This window comes from Aquimarina rhodophyticola, from assembly GCF_042434915.1.
Lineage (GTDB): Bacteria > Bacteroidota > Bacteroidia > Flavobacteriales > Flavobacteriaceae > Aquimarina.
Genome location: NZ_CP170198.1, coordinates 149,465 through 168,492, shown reverse-complemented (window position 1 = coordinate 168,492; position 19,028 = coordinate 149,465). Strand labels below are relative to the sequence as shown.

General features: G+C 33.6%; 21 protein-coding genes. 5 read left to right on the top strand and 16 right to left on the bottom strand.

Annotation, left to right across the window (positions count from 1 at the left end):
• Positions 1–4: 4 nt before the first annotated feature.
• The 12 genes from ACE939_RS00855 to ACE939_RS00800 all read right to left on the bottom strand — a co-directional run bounded on the left by ACE939_RS00855 (position 5) and on the right by ACE939_RS00800 (position 12,175).
• Positions 5–2,179, bottom strand: a complete 2,175-nt coding sequence (locus tag ACE939_RS00855; RefSeq protein ID WP_378186882.1) for a hypothetical protein — start codon at positions 2,177–2,179, stop codon at positions 5–7.
• Positions 2,180–2,206: 27 nt separating this feature from the next.
• On the bottom strand, positions 2,207–3,085 hold the full coding sequence (locus ACE939_RS00850; protein ID WP_378186881.1) for a S49 family peptidase: 879 nt from the start codon (positions 3,083–3,085) through the stop codon (positions 2,207–2,209).
• 183 nt (positions 3,086–3,268) lie between these two features.
• Positions 3,269–3,838: a hypothetical protein gene (locus ACE939_RS00845; protein ID WP_378186880.1), complete on the bottom strand. Its 570-nt coding sequence runs from the start codon at positions 3,836–3,838 to the stop codon at positions 3,269–3,271.
• 91 nt (positions 3,839–3,929) lie between these two features.
• Positions 3,930–4,361: a hypothetical protein gene (locus tag ACE939_RS00840; protein ID WP_378186879.1), complete on the bottom strand. Its 432-nt coding sequence runs from the start codon at positions 4,359–4,361 to the stop codon at positions 3,930–3,932.
• Positions 4,267–4,644, bottom strand: coding sequence for a hypothetical protein (locus tag ACE939_RS00835; RefSeq protein WP_378186878.1), 378 nt, complete (start codon positions 4,642–4,644; stop codon positions 4,267–4,269). Before ACE939_RS00835 ends, ACE939_RS00840 begins: the two co-directional genes overlap by 95 nt.
• Before the next feature lie 191 nt (positions 4,645–4,835).
• On the bottom strand, positions 4,836–5,255 hold the full coding sequence (locus ACE939_RS00830) for a TIGR02594 family protein (protein WP_378186877.1): 420 nt from the start codon (positions 5,253–5,255) through the stop codon (positions 4,836–4,838).
• The gene (locus ACE939_RS00825; RefSeq protein ID WP_378186876.1) at positions 5,252–5,632 is read right to left on the bottom strand and encodes a hypothetical protein; all 381 of its coding nucleotides are present in this window, start codon (positions 5,630–5,632) and stop codon (positions 5,252–5,254) included. Before ACE939_RS00825 ends, ACE939_RS00830 begins: the two co-directional genes overlap by 4 nt.
• A 9-nt stretch (positions 5,633–5,641) precedes the next feature.
• Positions 5,642–6,043, bottom strand: coding sequence for a hypothetical protein (locus tag ACE939_RS00820; RefSeq protein WP_378186875.1), 402 nt, complete (start codon positions 6,041–6,043; stop codon positions 5,642–5,644).
• Positions 6,044–6,062: 19 nt separating this feature from the next.
• The gene (locus ACE939_RS00815; RefSeq protein WP_378186874.1) at positions 6,063–9,896 is read right to left on the bottom strand and encodes a hypothetical protein; all 3,834 of its coding nucleotides are present in this window, start codon (positions 9,894–9,896) and stop codon (positions 6,063–6,065) included.
• A 10-nt stretch (positions 9,897–9,906) separates the two neighbouring features.
• Positions 9,907–10,734: a hypothetical protein gene (locus ACE939_RS00810; protein ID WP_378186873.1), complete on the bottom strand. Its 828-nt coding sequence runs from the start codon at positions 10,732–10,734 to the stop codon at positions 9,907–9,909.
• Entirely contained in the window at positions 10,731–11,732 is a 1,002-nt protein-coding gene (locus ACE939_RS00805) for a hypothetical protein (RefSeq protein WP_378186872.1), read from the bottom strand. Before ACE939_RS00805 ends, ACE939_RS00810 begins: the two co-directional genes overlap by 4 nt.
• Entirely contained in the window at positions 11,732–12,175 is a 444-nt protein-coding gene (locus ACE939_RS00800) for a hypothetical protein (RefSeq protein ID WP_378186871.1), read from the bottom strand. The genes ACE939_RS00805 and ACE939_RS00800 overlap by 1 nt, the downstream gene beginning before the upstream one ends.
• Positions 12,176–12,689: 514 nt before the next feature.
• Between ACE939_RS00800 and ACE939_RS00795 the strand changes: the two genes are divergently transcribed.
• The 5 genes from ACE939_RS00795 to ACE939_RS00775 all read left to right on the top strand — a co-directional run bounded on the left by ACE939_RS00795 (position 12,690) and on the right by ACE939_RS00775 (position 17,296).
• Entirely contained in the window at positions 12,690–12,980 is a 291-nt protein-coding gene (locus ACE939_RS00795) for a hypothetical protein (protein WP_378186870.1), read from the top strand.
• Positions 12,981–13,217: 237 nt separating this feature from the next.
• Positions 13,218–14,465: a hypothetical protein gene (locus tag ACE939_RS00790; RefSeq protein ID WP_378186869.1), complete on the top strand. Its 1,248-nt coding sequence runs from the start codon at positions 13,218–13,220 to the stop codon at positions 14,463–14,465.
• Positions 14,466–14,606: 141 nt separating this feature from the next.
• Positions 14,607–15,536, top strand: a complete 930-nt coding sequence (locus tag ACE939_RS00785; RefSeq protein ID WP_378186868.1) for a helix-turn-helix domain-containing protein — start codon at positions 14,607–14,609, stop codon at positions 15,534–15,536.
• 387 nt (positions 15,537–15,923) lie between these two features.
• On the top strand, positions 15,924–16,616 hold the full coding sequence (locus tag ACE939_RS00780; protein ID WP_378186867.1) for a hypothetical protein: 693 nt from the start codon (positions 15,924–15,926) through the stop codon (positions 16,614–16,616).
• 41 nt (positions 16,617–16,657) lie between these two features.
• The gene (locus ACE939_RS00775) at positions 16,658–17,296 is read left to right on the top strand and encodes a hypothetical protein (RefSeq protein WP_378186866.1); all 639 of its coding nucleotides are present in this window, start codon (positions 16,658–16,660) and stop codon (positions 17,294–17,296) included.
• Between the two features lie 2 nt (positions 17,297–17,298).
• On the opposite strand, the gene ACE939_RS00770 is transcribed toward ACE939_RS00775, so the two are convergent.
• From ACE939_RS00770 to ACE939_RS00755, 4 genes are all read right to left on the bottom strand, one after another.
• Positions 17,299–17,493, bottom strand: coding sequence for a hypothetical protein (locus ACE939_RS00770; RefSeq protein WP_378186865.1), 195 nt, complete (start codon positions 17,491–17,493; stop codon positions 17,299–17,301).
• Between the two features lie 202 nt (positions 17,494–17,695).
• On the bottom strand, positions 17,696–18,043 hold the full coding sequence (locus ACE939_RS00765; RefSeq protein WP_378186864.1) for a DUF2528 family protein: 348 nt from the start codon (positions 18,041–18,043) through the stop codon (positions 17,696–17,698).
• Between the two features lie 12 nt (positions 18,044–18,055).
• Complete coding sequence (locus ACE939_RS00760; RefSeq protein WP_378186863.1) at positions 18,056–18,301, bottom strand: hypothetical protein; 246 nt, start codon at positions 18,299–18,301, stop codon at positions 18,056–18,058.
• Positions 18,294–18,926 (bottom strand): HNH endonuclease signature motif containing protein, encoded by a 633-nt coding sequence (locus ACE939_RS00755; protein ID WP_378186862.1) that lies wholly within the window; start codon positions 18,924–18,926, stop codon positions 18,294–18,296. Before ACE939_RS00755 ends, ACE939_RS00760 begins: the two co-directional genes overlap by 8 nt.
• Positions 18,927–19,028: the final 102 nt, after the last annotated feature.

The following is a 19,028-nucleotide window of genomic DNA, read 5'->3' as shown; positions in this document are numbered from 1 at the left end:
TAAGCTACCCGCGGTTCTGCTCTACGAACTGATCCCCGTTATATACCACAGTAATGAACTTGTCAACGGTTAAGGTGATTGTTTCAGAAATAAAGAATTTACCTCCACTAGCAATAGTCGTAGCGTTTGTACCGCTGCCACCTGTAATCGTATACACTTCATCTACCACTGCATTTTCAATGTCTGTAAATGCAGTTGGTGTTGTATTAGCTTGTGTAATAAAGTTAGTTCCCTGTAATGCATCTGCTGTAGTTGCATCTGCTGCAAGTTGCACATGTGTCACTTGCTCTATGTCTGTCACTAATTTACGTTCTACCTCTATAAACTTGCCGCCCGGAAGTGCATTAAGCACCAAGAGATTACCGTTAGCTAACGGAAAGTCAACACCGCCTTTAAGCACAATACTTTCAGTGTTTTTCACAGTTGATACGTTACTATCAGCATTTCCTAATAGGTATACTTTTTGACCAACGGTTGCGTCTTTAAAATCAGTAATATTAGTAGCCGAAGTGTTACCCGAACCAATCACTAATGAATGATGCGTAGCTAAAGAAGGTATAGCTGTATCAGCAGGAACAGGCACATACGTATCTGTTAAGAATTCTACATCATTAGAGAAAAATAATTGGTTCTCATAGCTGTTTGTAGCTACATCAAACAGTTTACGACCAAACATTGCGATAAAGGTTCCTAGTTTATAGTCTCCAAAGACATCAATATCTCGCTTGTTTTTTTCAAATTGTAAGAATCCATCCTCTCCTGGCTTATCAGTTAAACCATATTCATTATCCTTAGTTGTGATATAAATTAAGTTTTGACCTTCTAATTGATCATAGGTTACTATTTCTATGTTTTTAAAGCCATCAACATAATCGATATCACCATCATAGTTCTTTTGTACTCCTTTTTTAAGCTCACGTGCATCATTATATTTACGTTTCCAGTAAGGAGAGCAAACGATTTGCAGATCTGGAAGAATACGGATCTCATATGGTAGTTTCTCTACCATTGAATTTAAATATTCATAAATGTTTTGCTCGGTTGGCTGTCCCATTTTGAACGGACGGTACTTGACGCCTCTAGCTTTATGAATATGCTTTAACAATCCATCAAAGTTATTCATGTAACTTGCCGGAGTATCACGATCAGGATCTTTAAAATATACTCCTCGACCCATCACAATTTTATCCTCCTTACGCGCTTCTTTCATGATTGCAGCGACGAGATATCGTACAAAAGTCTCTTTATATGGATTCGATCCAGCTATACCCAGTTGTTGGAAGTTTTGTAAGTAGGATTTTTCCAGTAACTTAAGCTTATACCCTTCAAAAGTCATGTCGATCTGGATGTCGCGTACTTTCGCCTTCTCAGCATCGAACTTGGCTTTGTTTTTGGGTAAATACTTTTTCTTAAGCGATTGTGTAATTTCACCGGTTGTCAGGGTAGTCCAAACCAACTCATCGGAAACTCCAGAAATCATTTTCATGTATTTCTTCATCTCCAAACCATCAAGAAGCGTATGCTTAATCTCTTTGGTATGTTTTCTGAAATAATTTTGAATATCCTGATTCAGCTTATCAATATTAGCTGTATCGGTCCAATCGGTAGCTGCTTTAATCTGATCAATCGGATTGCCCAAACTAGCTTCTTTTGCTGCCTTATTCCAAGGACGACCTTCAAAAGCATTGTAATCTACATCCTGCCCAAATAAATGTGTAGCAGAGTGCTTGTAACTGTGTGTATTCATGTTTGCTTTGATTTTTTCAGGCACCTCGGCAGTAGGAAGTATTTTAAGCTTCTCTACATCGGCAGCTAATTTTTGATTAGAAGCCTTGAGTTGCTTATTATCTTTTAAGACCGCATTGATTTTTTCCTGCAAACTGGAATCTGCATTAGGCAAAACCGTCGACGGATTCTCCTCGTCCGTATCTTCAACTTCTTTTGCAGCAGGCTCAATACCTTGCTCCTTCATAAACGCATCGATAGCTTTGTTTGAAGCTTCGACTTCTTTAGTTGCTGAGGCGCGTTTATTATGCTCCGTCTCAAATTTTTCAGCGAACCCATCATGTAACGCGTTCACTGCTGTTTTTTCTGCATCAGTAAGATTCACAGGTTCATCGGCCTTAATTTCCCGACCCAGAACTTTGTTTACCGCTGATAGAATTTCACTCCATTTCATTGTAAAAAATTTAAATTAGTAATTGGTTTAAGTATTCATAAACGCTTGCATAGCCGCAAGCTCTTTAACTTTTTGTATTGCTGCATCCCGATTGCCAATCTCATCGGTGAGGCCAATATCCACAGCGTCCTCGGCATAAAACATTCCACCAGTTAACAAGCGATCAACCGATAAGTCCAGTTTTTTACCTCTAAGGGCTTTTACATTATCTTGAAATTTTATTGCAAGCGGGTTAAGCGTAAGTTCTTTAAGAAGTTCATAATTGCCCTCAAGAGCATCTCTGATATCTTTGCTTTTATCGGGAGATTGATCTGCATACACGTTGTGCTCAACAATTCCCGCCATTTCGTATGCTTTTTTATAATCAAGGAAGGATGCCAACACCCCGATACTTCCAAATGCTGAGCTGATATCATTCTCGGCCATTACATAATCGCATCCAACACCAATCCATAAAGCAGCAGATGCGCAGAAATCACATAATGCAACAACTGGCTTCTTTTTATTTTTTAGAAAATCTAAATATGGAGCCACGGCACTTACTGCACCGCCACCAGAATCGATTAGAAATATCATCCCTATAATATTAGGATGTGCATCAAAGTACTTGGCAAATGCTACCAACTCATCTGCGCCCCAGCAATACCGGTTACCGTATTTGATCATGTTGCCGGTAATACTAACAATCCCAATACTACCTTCTGGTATTTCTTGTGGATTGGATCCCGTGACAGGAAGCCCATCATTATTTACCACTTCACGAATGGCTGATTGTATTTTTACTTCTTTGGATTTGATGTTACCTGAAAGGATATCATTGGCAAGTTGTAGATTGTAAAATCCGGTTAAAGGATCAATAGCCCATAACCCTCTTCTAATCTCGCTGGCGGTTTTTGAAAATAACATTGCATCGTGTTTAATATCTACAATACAATGATAGGTGGTAGGGGTAAATTATAAATAGACAGTATAAATGGTAAGAGAGGAAGTAAAAGTTTTGAATACTGATTAAATATTTAATTTTTCATCAAAACGAATGAAAATCGAAGTATAATTTTAACATTTATAAGGACAAACTAACGGGATAAATTATAAAGCATTGTAAATCAGTTCAGTATGTTTCTTTTTAGCTCTGTGACACCGTTTTTTCCATGCTTCTAAATTCTTATCAGTGTATAAAACGTTATTTTTTTCGCAAAAACGTTTTATAGCTCTCGTTCTTACTCTATAATTTTCTGTGCACCTTTTTCCTGTTCTTTCTCTTTTCAAAGAAACTTCATGTTGTGATTCTGCTCCCGCCACATAAGCAAGTAATTCCCTTTCAAAAGCAGCTTTGAATCTCAATTCAATTTCTTTAATTGCATTTTCATCCAATCCCATTAATGCATATCTCCCCTCTACGACATTTTTGAAATTACTACCAGCTGTTAAACTTACTTCTATAAAAAAAGTCATCCCCTTTTTTAAAACTTCTGGTTTATTGGCTTTCGATAATTTCTCATAAACAAATATTCCGAACGGAGAAAACATATCCACGTAAAAAGGTTTAGCTAATGAACCGTTTGACAATAGATGTTCCTTTGTATTAAGCTTATTACCAAAATATGTAGCCAGATATTGAGGGAGTGGAAAAGGAAGTATTTGACGATTGTTACTCATAAGCTTTAACTACTTAAAAATACTAATATTTTTACTTTATATAGGTTAGTATTTGTAATATAATTAACATATAAATGTTTATAAATGAAAGTTACAAAGTAACCATTAAAAGAGCCCCAATCACCCCGATAGAAACTCCAGTACCAAACCACAATAGTTTACCTGATTTTTTTTGTTTGAGTAGCGTCTTTTCGCTTTCCAAAATTCGAGTGCTCACTTTAATTTTTTCTTGTAAAAGCGCGTTCTTTTGCTGTTCGGTTTCAACTAATCCCTCAAGAGTATTTACTTTTTCCAAAAGTATAGAGTTTTTTAATTGCTCAGCTTTAAGTTCGAACTGATTTTTGAAACTCTGCTTTTTGCAGATATTATAATCCATGATAGCAAGACTAATGGAATCCATTACACTCTCACTAATTAGTACCGCATTTTTATTTTGATGTATTGTCTTTTTTAAGAACCAATCCTGAGAATAACAAGAAACGCTCATTAAAATTGCCAGCATGATATGCATTAATTTTTTCATGTTGTAGTTGTATAATGTTATGTAGTTTTTTGTTCTCAGTGTCCTGAAGCAAGACAACGCTGTCGTACTTACGCTCAAGTGCTTTCAGCTCATTTACTGCCTGAATCTGTTCTTTAATTAAAGACTCGTATTTTTCCTCTACAATCTCTAGTTGTTTTGTATCTGATTTAACAAGACTATTTAGATATGCTACAGCTTCATCTTTATTTATTAATGATAGAAAAATATTGATAATCAACAACCACGCAAGCCAAAACCAAAAATTACTGAGTAGCTTTTTCATTCTGCTAAATAATTTAAATGATCAATCCGCGACTTTATCACATTCCGGCGGTTATAACAGTAGGTGCGATTGAGTTTTCGTTTTAACATAGGCACGTCATTACAAGTCATTACCTCATTAACAAATGTCAACGGCAACTCATCAATAATATCTTGTAATGGAATCTGTGGTTTCATAATCATCAATTTAAGTCAACATAACTCCCTGTACTGTAATACTCTGCTTTTTGGATATGCTTTAATAGATACCTGGTTAGATTGATTGCCACCTAATACATATATCCAACCCACGTTTTCTCTTATATAAAAACCCACATGTCCCTGCCAGCTATCAGGAGAGCCACGCCAAAAAACAGCAATATCTCCAAGCTTAGGTTGTGATGTTTGATTCCCTATTTTAAGCCAGCTTCGCGCCGTTAATTTATTTGAATATGGCAAACCGGCTTCTTTGCAACACCAGTTAATAAAAGCTGCACACCATGCGGTTTCATCTTTTAATTTAGCCCCATCAAATCCCGTCTCGTTAAAGTATTTGAGCACCTCGGGGTTGTCTTGTTTTCCAACAATCTCCTTTATTCCTATTTGCGTTAATGCTACTCGTAATGCTTTCATGACTTCGTTATATGAGGGCTTACTTTTTGTTGTGTTGGAATCGCAAGCTTGTTCCTAAAAAATTTATAAGAAATACCCGCTATGACCACTGGTACCAAAACAAAGAAGAATAGTTTATTCTCTACATGAATTAGTTGCCATTTAAACTCCATTTTATCTAGGAATTCATTTACCCAAACAATTACATCATGATCAAAGGAGTATACAATAAACGAAAGCCCTATATTTATACAGTAATCCATCCAGTTATCTTTAAAAAAATATACTGGATCAAACGATCCATGGATCAATCCCTTTCTCTTTTTTAACCTATAATCGATCAGTTTAATAATCGTTATAATTAGTAAAGAGAACCCAAACCCTTTTAAAATCTCCATAATTTCTATTCAATTTTTGTTGCTAAAATCTTTTATAAAACGTTCTGTATCTCTTTTAAAATCATCATGTTCCTCCATAAAACTTCTATGTTTATTAAGTTCTTTATTGATTTCTTGAATCTTGGTATCATTACGTTTCCACTTTTCATTTTGTTCCTCTTCATGATCCAAAGCATCCTTAGTTGTATAAGCATCATCTTGCTTATCACTTATTTTCTTAAGCTGTTCTGCAAATGATTTGATGGTGAACTGTATCTCTAAGAGTAATACATTTTGCTCTACTTGCTTTGGTGTCAAACTTTCTTTTTGTTCTTTCCAGAAATCAGTAAAATAAACAGAGAATAATAGAAAACCGATCATCCAAATTTCTTTAGCCTCGTACCACTTTTTATCTGTTTGTCTTGTAGTCATAGGTTTTAAACTTTAAAGATTAGTTTATACGTTTCCAATAACCTGTACCATCAACTTGATCATCTGGTGCATACCAGGTAGGATCTGTTCCAGTCTCGGTGGCATCATACCAGTATAATCTTGATTCTGATTTAACTAATCTTATCTCTCCGTCAAAAAGAATCGCTTGTGATTTGATTGTCAAATTTGGTATGTTGAGTGCTGGGGATCTAAATCTTTTAGCCACAGCATTCCAATCATCACTATCTCCTCCTCCCGAATACACCGTTCCTCTAAACCAGCCATTTTTAAATCTAAAAGTATTACTCCCCAAAGAAGTATAATCATCAACAACTGGTCTAAAACTATTTCTATCAATCACAAATCTATTTTCTTCAGAATCTGTATAGTTATTCCAATTAAGATAATATTGTCCGTTTACCCAGTTGAATGTAAAACCGTAGTTATTCCCGTTAAAAGATGACGTAGATTTAAATGACTTGGTTACTCCCAAAGTGCTAGACATCAACATTTCTTTATTATCGATCACTAAATCAACATTTTTCTTATAAAGGTTCGAACCATCTGTTAAATCATCTGTATCAAAGGGTCTGCTTTCAAACTTAGTTCCATTTGCAATAAGAATATTCTTATTAGTTGGTGTTGATGTTTGTATGTCACTTAACTCACTTAGTTGCGATGCACCTTGAGTTCCTCCCGAGGTAGAAAAAAAATGTTCCCTATCACTTGATCTTAAATTGAATGAAATATTGGTATATTCTGGTTGTATTATAGTAACATCCCCATTGACATTAGAGGTATAATTAGTTATTGTACCAGAACTACCCGATGCATTGAGATCTATAGTTTGAGCAACAGGGGCTTTAAACTTGCAGTTAATAAATTTGGTAGTCCCTCTATGTCCTAAATACATAAAAAGCTGTCCCGTTGTATCGTCGGTTACAAAATTTACATTCTCAAAGACAAAATTAGCGTTAACTCCATCTGGCGTTGATAAGAGTCTCGTTTTCTCCCCCGATCCTCTATAGGTATTATTTAAATAACCTTTATTTTCATCAATATTAGAAGGAACGTTAACAGTAGAATTTTTGACAGTTATCGTATGAAAATCACCAACGCCATCTGTAGGATATTGAGATAATCTAAAATCCAACCATCCATTTATTTTAATACCATCTATCGTAAATTTTTGTGGAAAACCTGCATCAACAATCAACGATGTTGAATATTCTTCGTCAGTTAGATCGGTTGCATAAACAGCCCAACCTACATTATGTCGATAAATATCATTAGCCTTTGCGCCCTCGACTCTGTTACCTCGATAATAGCCTTGAAACGGGGTACTAGTGTTAGGCACTATTTTATCTGCCTTTACCATATTGGTAATCGTTCTATTTAGTACCAAATTAGTTATACTTGGATCAGTTAATTGATTATGCCTTAAAGCTGCATCATTTACCTTTATATTGTTATTTATTACTGCTAAGTTGTTTGTACTATAAATAATTGATGTATCCCATGGCTGGGTAAATGAGAGCGTGTTATTTTTGAAGACAGACACCGTGGATCCACCTAAAGATTGAGTATAGTTATCAGGGTCAGTAGAAGTAGTTGCATCTACCACCGTATTGAGACCTTTATTATTATAAACAGATACGGATCCAGATTTTATACTGATAACAGAATTTTCTAGATCATTATCGTGAAACTGAGTGCCTACATCTAAAGACACTGTCCTATTATTAAAAAAATTGTCAGATATGTTAATTCTACGGCTGTACTCTGTAGATATAGCAGCTCCTTTATTCTCGTAGGCTGCTCCTAGCGGAACTGAATTGCCTAAGAATCTATTTCCTCTAATTATAAACTGGCTACCTCCTTTAAAAATTAAATCTCCTCCAGTATTATCGTGAAACTCATTATCTTCCATAATACCTCCTATAGCGTGTTTAGCTAAATCCTCAAAATTTCCTGCGTATTCTGGCTCTGCTCCCCCAATATGGTGAATTTTGGATCTTTTTAAAGATAAGTTTAAAGGTGGGTTTGAAAAACCTAGTCTACGGCAATAGCTAATTTCTACATTATTCCAAATTGCTCCATAAGGAGTACTTCTTGAATTAACATAATAACGAAAACTAGAAATATCAGCACCATTATTATCGATCATTATCTTATACTTACTAGCTTCTTTTGGCGGATAATATCTTTGGAAAGGTGTAAGCGGTGGCGACTTTGCTATAAAGTTATCTGAAGCGTCATAATACAACATCCAATATCTAAAATAAGCAAGTGTTACCGAAGCAAAGGAGTTGGGCGATAGAGAAAAATATTCTTGATGAGTTGGTAAATTTCTTGTATTGGTCAACACGTAATAATCGGTAGAGGCTGACTCCACTCCGTTCTCATCGATAAATCCAGTTTGTAAGTCTGTATTTACTATTTCTGGAGTTCCATTCAATTGAGACTTAGAACCTAGGCCATCGCCATGAAATTCAGTTAAATGTATATCTGCAACTTTACAGTTATAGGAGGCGGAACCATGAACTATAGCGTGTCCCCATTCATATGTATACAGTGTCCTACTAACATCGCCATTTGCACCTTCATTTGTTATAAATAAGGTATAGTATTGCCCAAGTTGGCCAGAAATTTTTATAGAGAAATCCCCATTATCTATAGCAGTGTAATCTGCAAAAGCTGCATTAGCATTAATAAATGTCACTATCTCATTAACGTTGTCTTGTTTTGTTCCTGCAGATAGCGATATCAATTCACTAATTTCTCTTTTTGTAGAATTATCTCGATTTGCATAATGCTCAATCACCCTAAACCTAAGATTTCCCGATGTGGTAGTAGCTGTATTTACAGTTATTTTTTGATCATATAAATGCTCGTATCGATCTCCTCGTAAGGTTCCTCCCTTAATTTCAGAATTTGAGGTGTTATAAAATAAATAAATATTAGATTTAAAATTTCCATCACTCGGTATAACTCTTATTTCTACCCCTGACTTGTGCTCTACAATTACATTATCCTGACCATTACCAACTATCCATCTATAATCGGTGTTTATATTAGGGAAAAATGGGCTTAGATAATCATCATTATATACAGATCTGTAATAAATACCTGTATCTTTTTTATTGAAAATAACTTTACCTCCATTCTGATTAGCCATATAAAGCAATTGCTTACCAAGGTTAAAATTATCCGTGGTTACCAAGCCATTATCACGACCGCCAAAATTGGAAGCTCTAACTTCAGTTACATTAAAATCTCCACTTAAGCTTGCGTTGAATAAGTCAATTCCCATCTCATCATCTTTGAATCGAAAAGAAGGATTTTTTCCAACAAAATTACCCACGTTAAGTATTTTACCTCCATCAAAAGAGAGCGTAACGTTTTCGGGCAAAACAAGTGCCGCTCCCTGCAAATCAAATGATTGTTGTATTGACCAAAGCTTACCAGCTCTCGCAATGTTTGTGGTAGTAAAATCCGTTATAGTTGATGGAACAAAAACGTTTTGATTTGTACTACCTGCAGCACTATCCAAATGGGAGAGGTCTACCGTAGCAGTGTTGCCATTTGAAAGTGTTACGGTAAGTATGTTAGTGTTAGTGTTAACATCTAAGGTTGATATAGTTTGTTTATATGTGCTCAAATCAACTGTACCACCGTTTTCTAACGTCAATACATTTGTCGATGAATTAAGTGACATTTGCTGATTAGTACCACCTGAACCGCTACCACTGTAGCTGTATTCAACCCCATTTAACAGTATCTTACCGCTTTGAGCAAATACTGAAGCAGATAGAATTAATGATAAAAAAAGTATATTTAATTTTATTCTCATCACAACTTTATTAATTTGTTATATATACTCCAGACAGCCTTAACTGACTGTTTGTAAACATTACTTTACTTAGTAATACTCCGTTAGAATTACTTATAGAAGCGCTGATATTAAATTTCACTTCATTGTTTTCTGCTAAAATTGAAGCATTAATAGTATTAAATCCTGAAAAATATTGTGAGGTCATTGTAATCGTTCCTACATTAATTGCAGCATTTACAGCAACATCAAAAGGAAAGTTACGTATTGATAATTCTCCAGTCGGTGTACCCGTAGTATCAATACTCATTAGATTCATGTAGAAAAATACTAGTTTTCCAATCTTATAATAATATCCGCTACTACCAGTGTTATAGGTGGCACCACCTCCCAAATCAATGATTGTAGGTTCAAACGAACCTTCAGATATAAATCCTCCTACTTGCAGTCCTGCATTGGTAGCATCTGCCAAAGGTATTGTTGCATTAGTTCCCGTACTTGAGGTTATAATACCGTTTAAAGGCGAGGAGGTATATGCTAAATTTGTTTGTTGGGTTGTTGGTGCTGATCCTCCATCGAGAATAAAGAATAATTTATCTTTTCGTTCTGATATTGGTATCGCATCATACTCGACCTGGGTACGCTCGTAAGGTATAATTTTGCTTGTATGCTGCTGCCATTGTTCACCATTATACATGTAAAATAACGTATCTGTTGCATTCAAATACATCTGATTCTTTTCTGGGTTTGCAGGTGGTGTAGTCTTAGCTTTCCAACGTTCAGAATCAACTCCTGGATTTTGGGCTAATAACAAATTGCTGATGCTTAGCAGTAACCATAGTATAAGTAGATTTTTCATCCTTTCGAGTTTACGTATTTCTTTAGTTTTAATGGATCTTCGTACGGTAGCCCCAATACATCTGCATGTACATAATGATCTGGTGCAATAAATCCAATGATAAAATCACCAATCTCTATCGTTTCATAATCCTTATTAATTCTCTTATCTACCCGCATACCATCGATAATGGTCCAAGTACCAAATCTAGCATCTGGTTTAAAAACATTGATGTTGATTAGCAACGCCTCTGTTGAACCGGCGTAGATGTCAAAAAAATCATTCTCATCTACTTGCAGATTATCTAATCCAATAACACCGCTATTACCCTTGTACAAATAGACTTTTGGTATATCATTGATAGTTACCTCAAAAAAGCGATCCCCTTGTATACCAAATGGACCATTGCTATTCACATATTCCGAAATGGTTTGCGCGCCGATATCGCCTATGATATTAAATCCATTACGTATGTCATTTGCTACGTACTTAACGGCAGTTTTAATAATATGAGAACCACTTAAAACCCTACCCTGTTGGCCATACTCTCCCTTACCGGTAGCAATGCTATAATCAATACGATGTATACCCATGTCCATTGCCCCTTGATAGGTGTAGACAACAATAGATTCATCCTCGGCAATCAAAAAGGCCTCTTCAATATTTAATTGATTAGCTACAACCGTATTCTCATTAACATTGGGCGTAGGATTATTAATTACGATTCGCTTGGCGAGAGTTTTATTGTTTTGTTCAATATTCTCATCTCTGGTAATCCAATTTCCAGAAGTACTTACATATTTGGTACCATCACTTAACAACGCCCAACCACCAATCTTTGGATCGGTATGTGCGTTTTTTAACGCCTCGCTCGTAGCATAAACACCGTAGAACAACGCATTTTTATTTACAGCATAGACAAGCTCATTTAACTCTGTAGCAGATAGCTGAGTTTTTGGATCCAAAAATGGATTTCCATTTTCTTTTGTTTGGATATTTACTATTGCCGGAAACGCCATTATGATAAAGAAAAACTAAGTGTATAGGCAAAACCTAAGTCATTCACCTTTTGTTGACTCATTTGGAGTATGGGTAGAAAATCTTCATTTTCAAATGTTAATGAAGTATCCTTACTACTAAATTTACTCTTTACTTCCATAGGACTTCTGGTTGATGATAACTGTAAATATTCTCCATCTTCTGTCCTTATATAAACCTCATATAAACCGGTAACTATTTTGTGCAAATCATTAAAATGTGAATCTGAGAGTCCTTTATAAGATAATTGTAGCTTATTTTTATACAACACCCCCACCTCGCTAGTAGAAGAATCGCTGGTAAACTTGATTTTTGAAGGAGAGGTTTGAGCCTCTGTAAGTACGGGAAAAGCATTCCCATGCGTACTACGTATGTATACCTGACAGATATTTACTATAAGTGTAGAATTTTTCTGCAAAACCATACACAATAGTACTAGGATACAATAAAGTATATGTGGACATACATTAGCGCATTATTGATTCGTGCAAATCGTGCGCAAATTGTGCGTATATCGTGCCTTATAAATATCTTAAAATCAATGTTTTAAATAAAATTGCACGAAAGCACAGTTTCTTTTACTTTTTTTTATATTTATTATAAAGAATCAAAGAGTAGTATAATATGTAAGAATATTGGACTTTTTAAGAACTTTATCACTCTCAAAAATCACATAATTGCACTATTGTAAACTATTAATATAATTGGGGGTGTGGGGGAAAAGTAAAAAGACATTGAATAAAGATGTGTAAGACCTCGTAAATATGACCCCCACTACTTCTCTACATAGAATACTTTGTGCAATAGTCTTATAAAAAATGTATTTAGCAAATTTGACAAGTAGATATCAAGAAACCTTTGATTCCTTACTCAATTTTGGATAGATAATCCACAATTTTTGTCTGTATTTTGAAGACTCTAATTTATATTTGCACCCCATGAAATTAAACCCTGACGATATTAACGATAAGCTCATAGAAGAGCTTATTATGCGCTGCTATACTATTGATCACACATTACGAGTAACTGACTCTGGTAAGTCCTGGGCGCAATTAAAATATGGAATTTACTCTTTTAATGCGCCTAATAAAAAGTTCGAAGGCCGTGTAGCGGTTAGGATTGTACAAAAGAATCTGGCTGGACTTATTTATAAATATCATAACTTTGAGTATCAAGGTCATCGGTATAACTATGATCGCGGAGCATGGAGGATTGCGGGATTAAAATAATAATAGTTATCCTTTAAAATACAATCAACTTCTTTTATCCAGCTATCAGATCTTTCGTTTAAATAATCTTTCTCGGACTTTACTTTTTTTAATTGGTTTTCCTAACCTAAAGTAGAATCTCTGCGCTTATTTTTAAAATCGTAACTTTGAGAATAAGGCTATAACTTTTTTAAACACAGGAAAAAGGATGGGTAGCTGAAAAAGTTAACTATATTTCTGTGATGATAATATTTAAGAATGACGACAAATAATGAGCAACTAGAAAAAGTTAATGAAGGAATTAAAGCCATGTTTGACTTTTGTCCAAAAATTATCGATGACAATGAAGAGTTGTTTTTTTCAGATGATCGAATAAAAGAAGTTATTGAGGGAAATGAAAATGTTGAAGGTCTTGAAATTTATTTCCCTGGAGAAGATGATTTTACCTTTATTGAGATTGATGAATTTATCGATTTAGTAGAAGATATTAAGACCATTGAAATAGTTGATAGCAGTTACGTGAAAACCAAATTAAGAAGGTTTTATATAGTAAGTGCTAATGAATATAAAGATGAATTAATTTTGTCCTTACATCCTTTATTCACTGATAAAAAAGGAGTTACTATAGGTCTATTTCACGAATCAATAATAATTGGTCTTGCAGCTACAAAATTAGGAGAATTTGAAAAAGATAATTGGGGAACTGCTTCCCAATATATGTCAATTGGTATTTTCTATGAAACTCAGGATGATATTTTGAACAAAGAAGAAGAGCTGAAATTGATTAATTCCTATATATTTGAAGTAGCAGATACAGTAAATATAGCGCTAACTTTTTCCGAAATAAGAAATCCTATTTATGATTTATTGAACGAAACTAGGAAAGCTTCTGAAGATGATATGGCTGGTTTGAGACAATTGGAGCCGTATAATATTGGAATGGAATTTTTTATTTCAGCAATACAAATTAAAGACCCAGAACTTAAGTTTTTAAATTTTTATAAAGTTCTTGAACATTTTTCGCCAATTGCAGTTAATATTGAGGCACATGAGCTGATGCGAAAAAAATTAGATGCTCCAAAAAACTTATTTGAGAATGGAGACTATATCCGCTCAATTTTCACATTAGCTAACTCAATGAGCGACAGATATAATGATGAGGATTTGATAAAAGCTTCTTTTAATACTTGTTTTGATTTTATTGGCTTATTTTCTAAACTTCCCGAATCTCTTAAGAAAAAAATTAAATCTACAATCCAAGCTAAGGATTTAGATTATAAAACAGATAAACAAAAAATAACAACAGCGTGTAATATTGCGGGAAAAATTATTTACAAAACAAGAAATAAAGTCGTTCATGCTAAATCAAATTTCAATTTGACAGGTGATGAAGTTCAATCTTCTGATTTCACAGAATTGAATGATTTTATGAAAGAAGCAAGCTCACAAGCGATAAGATGGTACACAAGACAACCAAGTCATTTAAAATTAGAAATTATTAAATAACTAATGCTAACATGATGTAAAATTAAATACCTGGTTCTAGTCCAATTACGAAAATCCTCACGGATTTTCTATCCGTGAATTATTTGCTAAATTAAATGGTAAACCACTCAAGAAACTATACACAAGCAAGTTGTAAGCATTATGAAAATACATAAACTAGATAAATACGATTTAGATTTTTTACAATCATTGATTGATAATGAAATCGAAGAATCCATACATATTGAATTCAAAAGAGCGGAAGCCTTATCGAAAATACATTCGGCTAAGAAAGAAATTTCAAAAGATGTTTCTGCCTTCGCTAATAGCGATGGTGGAATTATTATTTACGGAATTGAAGAGAAAAATCATAAAGCTTATAAATTTTCATATGTTGATGGAACAATCTTTACAAAAGAGTGGTTAGAACAAGTAATTAGTTCCACTATCAACAGGACGATCGAAGACTTAAAGATATTTCCGATTAGATTCGAATCTAAAATTGAAAAGTCAATTTATGTTGTTCAAATTCCTTCAAGTATAGATGCCCCTCACATGAGTATAGAAAAAAGATTCTATAAGAGACACAATTTTGAGTCTGTTATGATGGAAGAATATGAAATACGACAACTTTATGGAAGAAAACTTAAATCAAAACTAATCCTTGGGGATACCAGAATTGGAATGTTACGCGAACAATATGATGATAAAAAGTATATCTATTTTTTTGAGGTTGCAGTAATTAATAATGGAGAGGTTTTAGAGCAAGATTATAAAGTAAATATACACTTTGAAAACATGGTTAATAACATGAACATCTTATGGGAAGATTTTGGTTCCAAACGCGATTATTATTATACAAATATGGGAAATGGAACAGGTAAAGTTTCGGGAATTGGAAAACCGATATATCCAAATGAAATGATAACAATTATAAATTTCAACTTTGACTTACCACGAATCAGTTTAGAGAAAGCTTATAAAGAATTGAAGTTTAGAATAACATTATTATATCCAAATGGAGATGAAACTTTTGAACTTAATTTTGGAAATTTAAAAAAGAGACTAAGCAATCCAAATAATGACGACTAATATAGCTTACAACACCTTTTTAAAAATAGCTAATCGCGGGCTAAACTTTAAAGTTCGTACTTATTTACAGAGTCAACAAAATTTTTCAATTGTCTTAAAAAGTATTAAAAGTTGATTATTTTTTAATTAAATTCTAATTTAAACTGAGCAATTTTGCTTACTGGTTTAAAAAAAACCTACTGATTGATTTTCCCACGCTTCTAATTACCTATTCGTTAATCAATACTCCCGCTGTCTCATTTTCTCTTCTGGGAACAGATGATAATTTATCTTTCAATTAGTATTAATAAATTGTTATATATTGAAGTCATGTATTTTAAAAAACTTCAGGAAATTAATAGTATCATTTATTTTTATTTATAAAAACTAACTTAAAACCTACAAATTATGAATTTGGAACACATCGGTAAATTAATACCTATAGGAAGTATATTTTTAATCCTTCTAAGTTCGATAAAACTTGTAATATTTTATAGTTTATTCAACATACAGATAACAGATTATCTCAGTATTGATGAATATTTACCACTTTTTCTAGATGATCTTATTTCCTATTTACTCTCCTTCGGAACGGGAATCATTTTTATAGTATATGAAAATAAAAAATTGAATAATAAAAAAGATAAGGACTTTAACTACTCCATATTTAATAAAGAAAGGTGGATTGGCATAGGAATATTGATTATTGCTCTTATAATTAGTTTTATCTTAGTTTATCGAGCAGACAATTCACAACAAGTATTTGCAAATTTGAAATATTCAGTTGGATTTGTAATCCTCGCATTATTTAATTATTTCTTATACACCAAATATAATTTTAGTTATACTATAATGATCGCCTCAATAGTTTTTGCTTGGATAATTTTAGATGGCTTTTATAATGCTTTTAAAATCAAACTAAATAATAATGAGAACAATTACATAATTACCTTTGACACTAATACTGTAATTACCAACGATGATTTACATTATCTAGGTAAATCAGAAAAGTACTTTTTTCTTTACAGTTTAGAAACGAAGGAATCTATGATTTTACCAAATGAAAATTTAAAAAATATAAAAATTATTAATAAAAAGTAAAAACCATCATAATTAATGAGAGGTTTCACAAAGATCAACCTATGCAACATAAAGACAAGTTCCAGAGCAAAATTGAAGATATAAATGATGAATACGAAATCAACCTATATAAAGAAGTTCTAGAATTGCGAAAATTTGAAATTGAAAATTTCTGGAAACGAACATTATTCTTTTGGGGTACTATTGCTCTTATATATGCAGGTTATGTAAAGGCAGAATTACAAGAATATAAGATTATAGTACCTTTAATTGGTGTATTATTTAATATCATTTTTTCGCTTAGTATTCGTGGTAGCAAGTATTGGCAAGTACATTGGGAGAACATGGCTATAATTTATGAAAAAGGTCTAAAGTTCAAGCTCTTCCAAAACGATACAAAAAAAATAACCAGCACAAATTACAAATCGAAACTCACCAAACCATATCACTTTTCAGTTTCAAAACTTACGATGCTTCTAAGTGATTTATCAGTTTTATTATGGTTTATTTTATGGATTCATGAAGTATACATCCTCATTTCTTTGAGAAAACTTAAATTTGACTTTTTAGCAGAGGTTACAACTTTCCATGCCTTTACTTTTAGCATAATAATTATTCATGTCATACTTATTGGTTATTTTATCCTTTTTTTGAACAATGGAGATGTTTATCATAAATTTGATAAAGGTAAAATCAAATGAATTTAAAATATATTCCGCAATCCTCCATTTCCGAAAGACCAAGACTGTAATTTTTGAAAATGCTCCAATTCCACTATTAATTTATCAATTTTTTTATTGCATTTTTCGACCATTCTCTCATTACCAAATAATCCGCGATTGGCGTTAATCACTCCAGTGAGCACTTCCATTTCTCTTAAAATTGTTTCTTTTTGCATATCTAATTAGAATCATGAATTATTAAATTCCCATTGACTATATCAATCCTATTGTCATTTAATAAAGAAATAATAGTACAGTCACCTTCACGTACAATGTGCAATTCGGTATTGGTATTTGTCTTTATTAAAACTTCTTCATTGCTACCTGTCCGAGATAAGTCCTCTAAATGATGTACTGCTACTTTGTATGCCATCCCTATCAAATCAACTGATTATGCACCCGTTCCAATAGATACTCATCAATATGAAGACCTTCAACTTCTAGCAAGGTTATGCCGTAGGTACCATCTACTGGAGGAAATCCCTCAGCTTCTTCAAAATCTTCTTTTACCCCAAGCAAATTGTGTTCATTATGTGTAGCAAATCGTATGGCCACCCAAGCATACTTTTTTGCCAGCTCTTCATAAATATCATTCTCTTTATTCCAGTTCCAAAAGAAGAACTCAAGCAAGCTCTTTGCATCCTTCTTGGATAATTTATCTGTATCAATCTCTATGACTGCAGACGCTTCCAAACTATTGTAATCGTATTCGTATGTTATTTTCATGTCGTGCAATTTTTAATTATTCTCTTTTAACTTAAATTGATCAGGTACAGGTTTGCCTCCTGGTATGCTGTCATAGGTTAGCTTAGCGCCTTCTAATGCAGTTTTGGCATTGTCGATAATATTCCTAGCCACTCCATTGATTGCTTTAGATCGCTCCATTTCTTTTTTTAAATCTTCTTGACTCAATTCTTCATCGCCCAGACGTTCTAACTGAGCAAACAGGTGATTGTTTAAGTCTGATAATGTATTCTTAGCCATCTCGTAAATTTTTAAGTTTAGTTTCTAATTGTTTTGATAATACTAATGATGGGATGATTTCTTCTGGAAAATTATGTTTTGAGTTCCGGTACATGTTCTCTGTCTTGGATATCAACTCGAGATTATCTAATGCAACATTAAGCGTGTCCCCATCCTTAAATACTATAATGTGCTTCTCTGGTATTGGACCTTTGTGTTGCTCCCAAAGTACTCTCTGATACAGTTGCCATTTAGCTTTCGATATTCTGATATATTTATACATTCTACCAGAAGTATCTTTACGGGTAACAATTGCACCATTACCATCCACATTTATATTGTGGGGTAAACAGCCTTTTTTAAAACGAGTTTTTTTAGTTCTTTCGATTGCCCCGTGCGACATAAAATCAGTTTGTTTCAAACCTTTATTAAATGCAACATCACCTTTCTTTTTTTGACTATCCTTCTTGCGCTGCTCGATCAACTCTCTGGGAATCTCTAAACCATTTTTTCTTAAAAATTTTATGATCCTACCATAAGACCCACCGACTTCTTTAGCTAACCTCTTTACGGGCTTGTCCAAATATTCTCGCTTTATCTTAGCTTCTTGTACTTTTGTAAAGGGGGTAAAATATCCTTTTGGCATAACTAAAATTTTAAAAACTTTTACCTATGAATCGCATTACTCGCTGCAGCGGGTAATTGTTTTAAAAAATCCAAAAAGGCGGTGAGATTGATAACTTTTACA

What these genes read in the sequence shown, in the direction of transcription:
- ACE939_RS00855 (WP_378186882.1), bottom strand. Translation starts at nt 2,179, where the DNA reads ATGAAATGGAGTGAAATTCTATCAGCGGTAAACAAAGTTCTGGGTCGG.
- ACE939_RS00850 (WP_378186881.1), bottom strand. Translation starts at nt 3,085, where the DNA reads ATGTTATTTTCAAAAACCGCCAGCGAGATTAGAAGAGGGTTATGGGCT.
- ACE939_RS00845 (WP_378186880.1), bottom strand. Translation starts at nt 3,838, where the DNA reads ATGAGTAACAATCGTCAAATACTTCCTTTTCCACTCCCTCAATATCTG.
- ACE939_RS00840 (WP_378186879.1), bottom strand. Translation starts at nt 4,361, where the DNA reads ATGAAAAAATTAATGCATATCATGCTGGCAATTTTAATGAGCGTTTCT.
- ACE939_RS00835 (WP_378186878.1), bottom strand. Translation starts at nt 4,644, where the DNA reads ATGAAAAAGCTACTCAGTAATTTTTGGTTTTGGCTTGCGTGGTTGTTG.
- ACE939_RS00830 (WP_378186877.1), bottom strand. Translation starts at nt 5,255, where the DNA reads ATGAAAGCATTACGAGTAGCATTAACGCAAATAGGAATAAAGGAGATT.
- ACE939_RS00825 (WP_378186876.1), bottom strand. Translation starts at nt 5,632, where the DNA reads ATGGAGATTTTAAAAGGGTTTGGGTTCTCTTTACTAATTATAACGATT.
- ACE939_RS00820 (WP_378186875.1), bottom strand. Translation starts at nt 6,043, where the DNA reads ATGACTACAAGACAAACAGATAAAAAGTGGTACGAGGCTAAAGAAATT.
- ACE939_RS00815 (WP_378186874.1), bottom strand. Translation starts at nt 9,896, where the DNA reads ATGAGAATAAAATTAAATATACTTTTTTTATCATTAATTCTATCTGCT.
- ACE939_RS00810 (WP_378186873.1), bottom strand. Translation starts at nt 10,734, where the DNA reads ATGAAAAATCTACTTATACTATGGTTACTGCTAAGCATCAGCAATTTG.
- ACE939_RS00805 (WP_378186872.1), bottom strand. Translation starts at nt 11,732, where the DNA reads ATGGCGTTTCCGGCAATAGTAAATATCCAAACAAAAGAAAATGGAAAT.
- ACE939_RS00800 (WP_378186871.1), bottom strand. Translation starts at nt 12,175, where the DNA reads ATGGTTTTGCAGAAAAATTCTACACTTATAGTAAATATCTGTCAGGTA.
- ACE939_RS00795 (WP_378186870.1), top strand. Translation starts at nt 12,690, where the DNA reads ATGAAATTAAACCCTGACGATATTAACGATAAGCTCATAGAAGAGCTT.
- ACE939_RS00790 (WP_378186869.1), top strand. Translation starts at nt 13,218, where the DNA reads ATGACGACAAATAATGAGCAACTAGAAAAAGTTAATGAAGGAATTAAA.
- ACE939_RS00785 (WP_378186868.1), top strand. Translation starts at nt 14,607, where the DNA reads ATGAAAATACATAAACTAGATAAATACGATTTAGATTTTTTACAATCA.
- ACE939_RS00780 (WP_378186867.1), top strand. Translation starts at nt 15,924, where the DNA reads ATGAATTTGGAACACATCGGTAAATTAATACCTATAGGAAGTATATTT.
- ACE939_RS00775 (WP_378186866.1), top strand. Translation starts at nt 16,658, where the DNA reads ATGCAACATAAAGACAAGTTCCAGAGCAAAATTGAAGATATAAATGAT.
- ACE939_RS00770 (WP_378186865.1), bottom strand. Translation starts at nt 17,493, where the DNA reads ATGCAAAAAGAAACAATTTTAAGAGAAATGGAAGTGCTCACTGGAGTG.
- ACE939_RS00765 (WP_378186864.1), bottom strand. Translation starts at nt 18,043, where the DNA reads ATGAAAATAACATACGAATACGATTACAATAGTTTGGAAGCGTCTGCA.
- ACE939_RS00760 (WP_378186863.1), bottom strand. Translation starts at nt 18,301, where the DNA reads ATGGCTAAGAATACATTATCAGACTTAAACAATCACCTGTTTGCTCAG.
- ACE939_RS00755 (WP_378186862.1), bottom strand. Translation starts at nt 18,926, where the DNA reads ATGCCAAAAGGATATTTTACCCCCTTTACAAAAGTACAAGAAGCTAAG.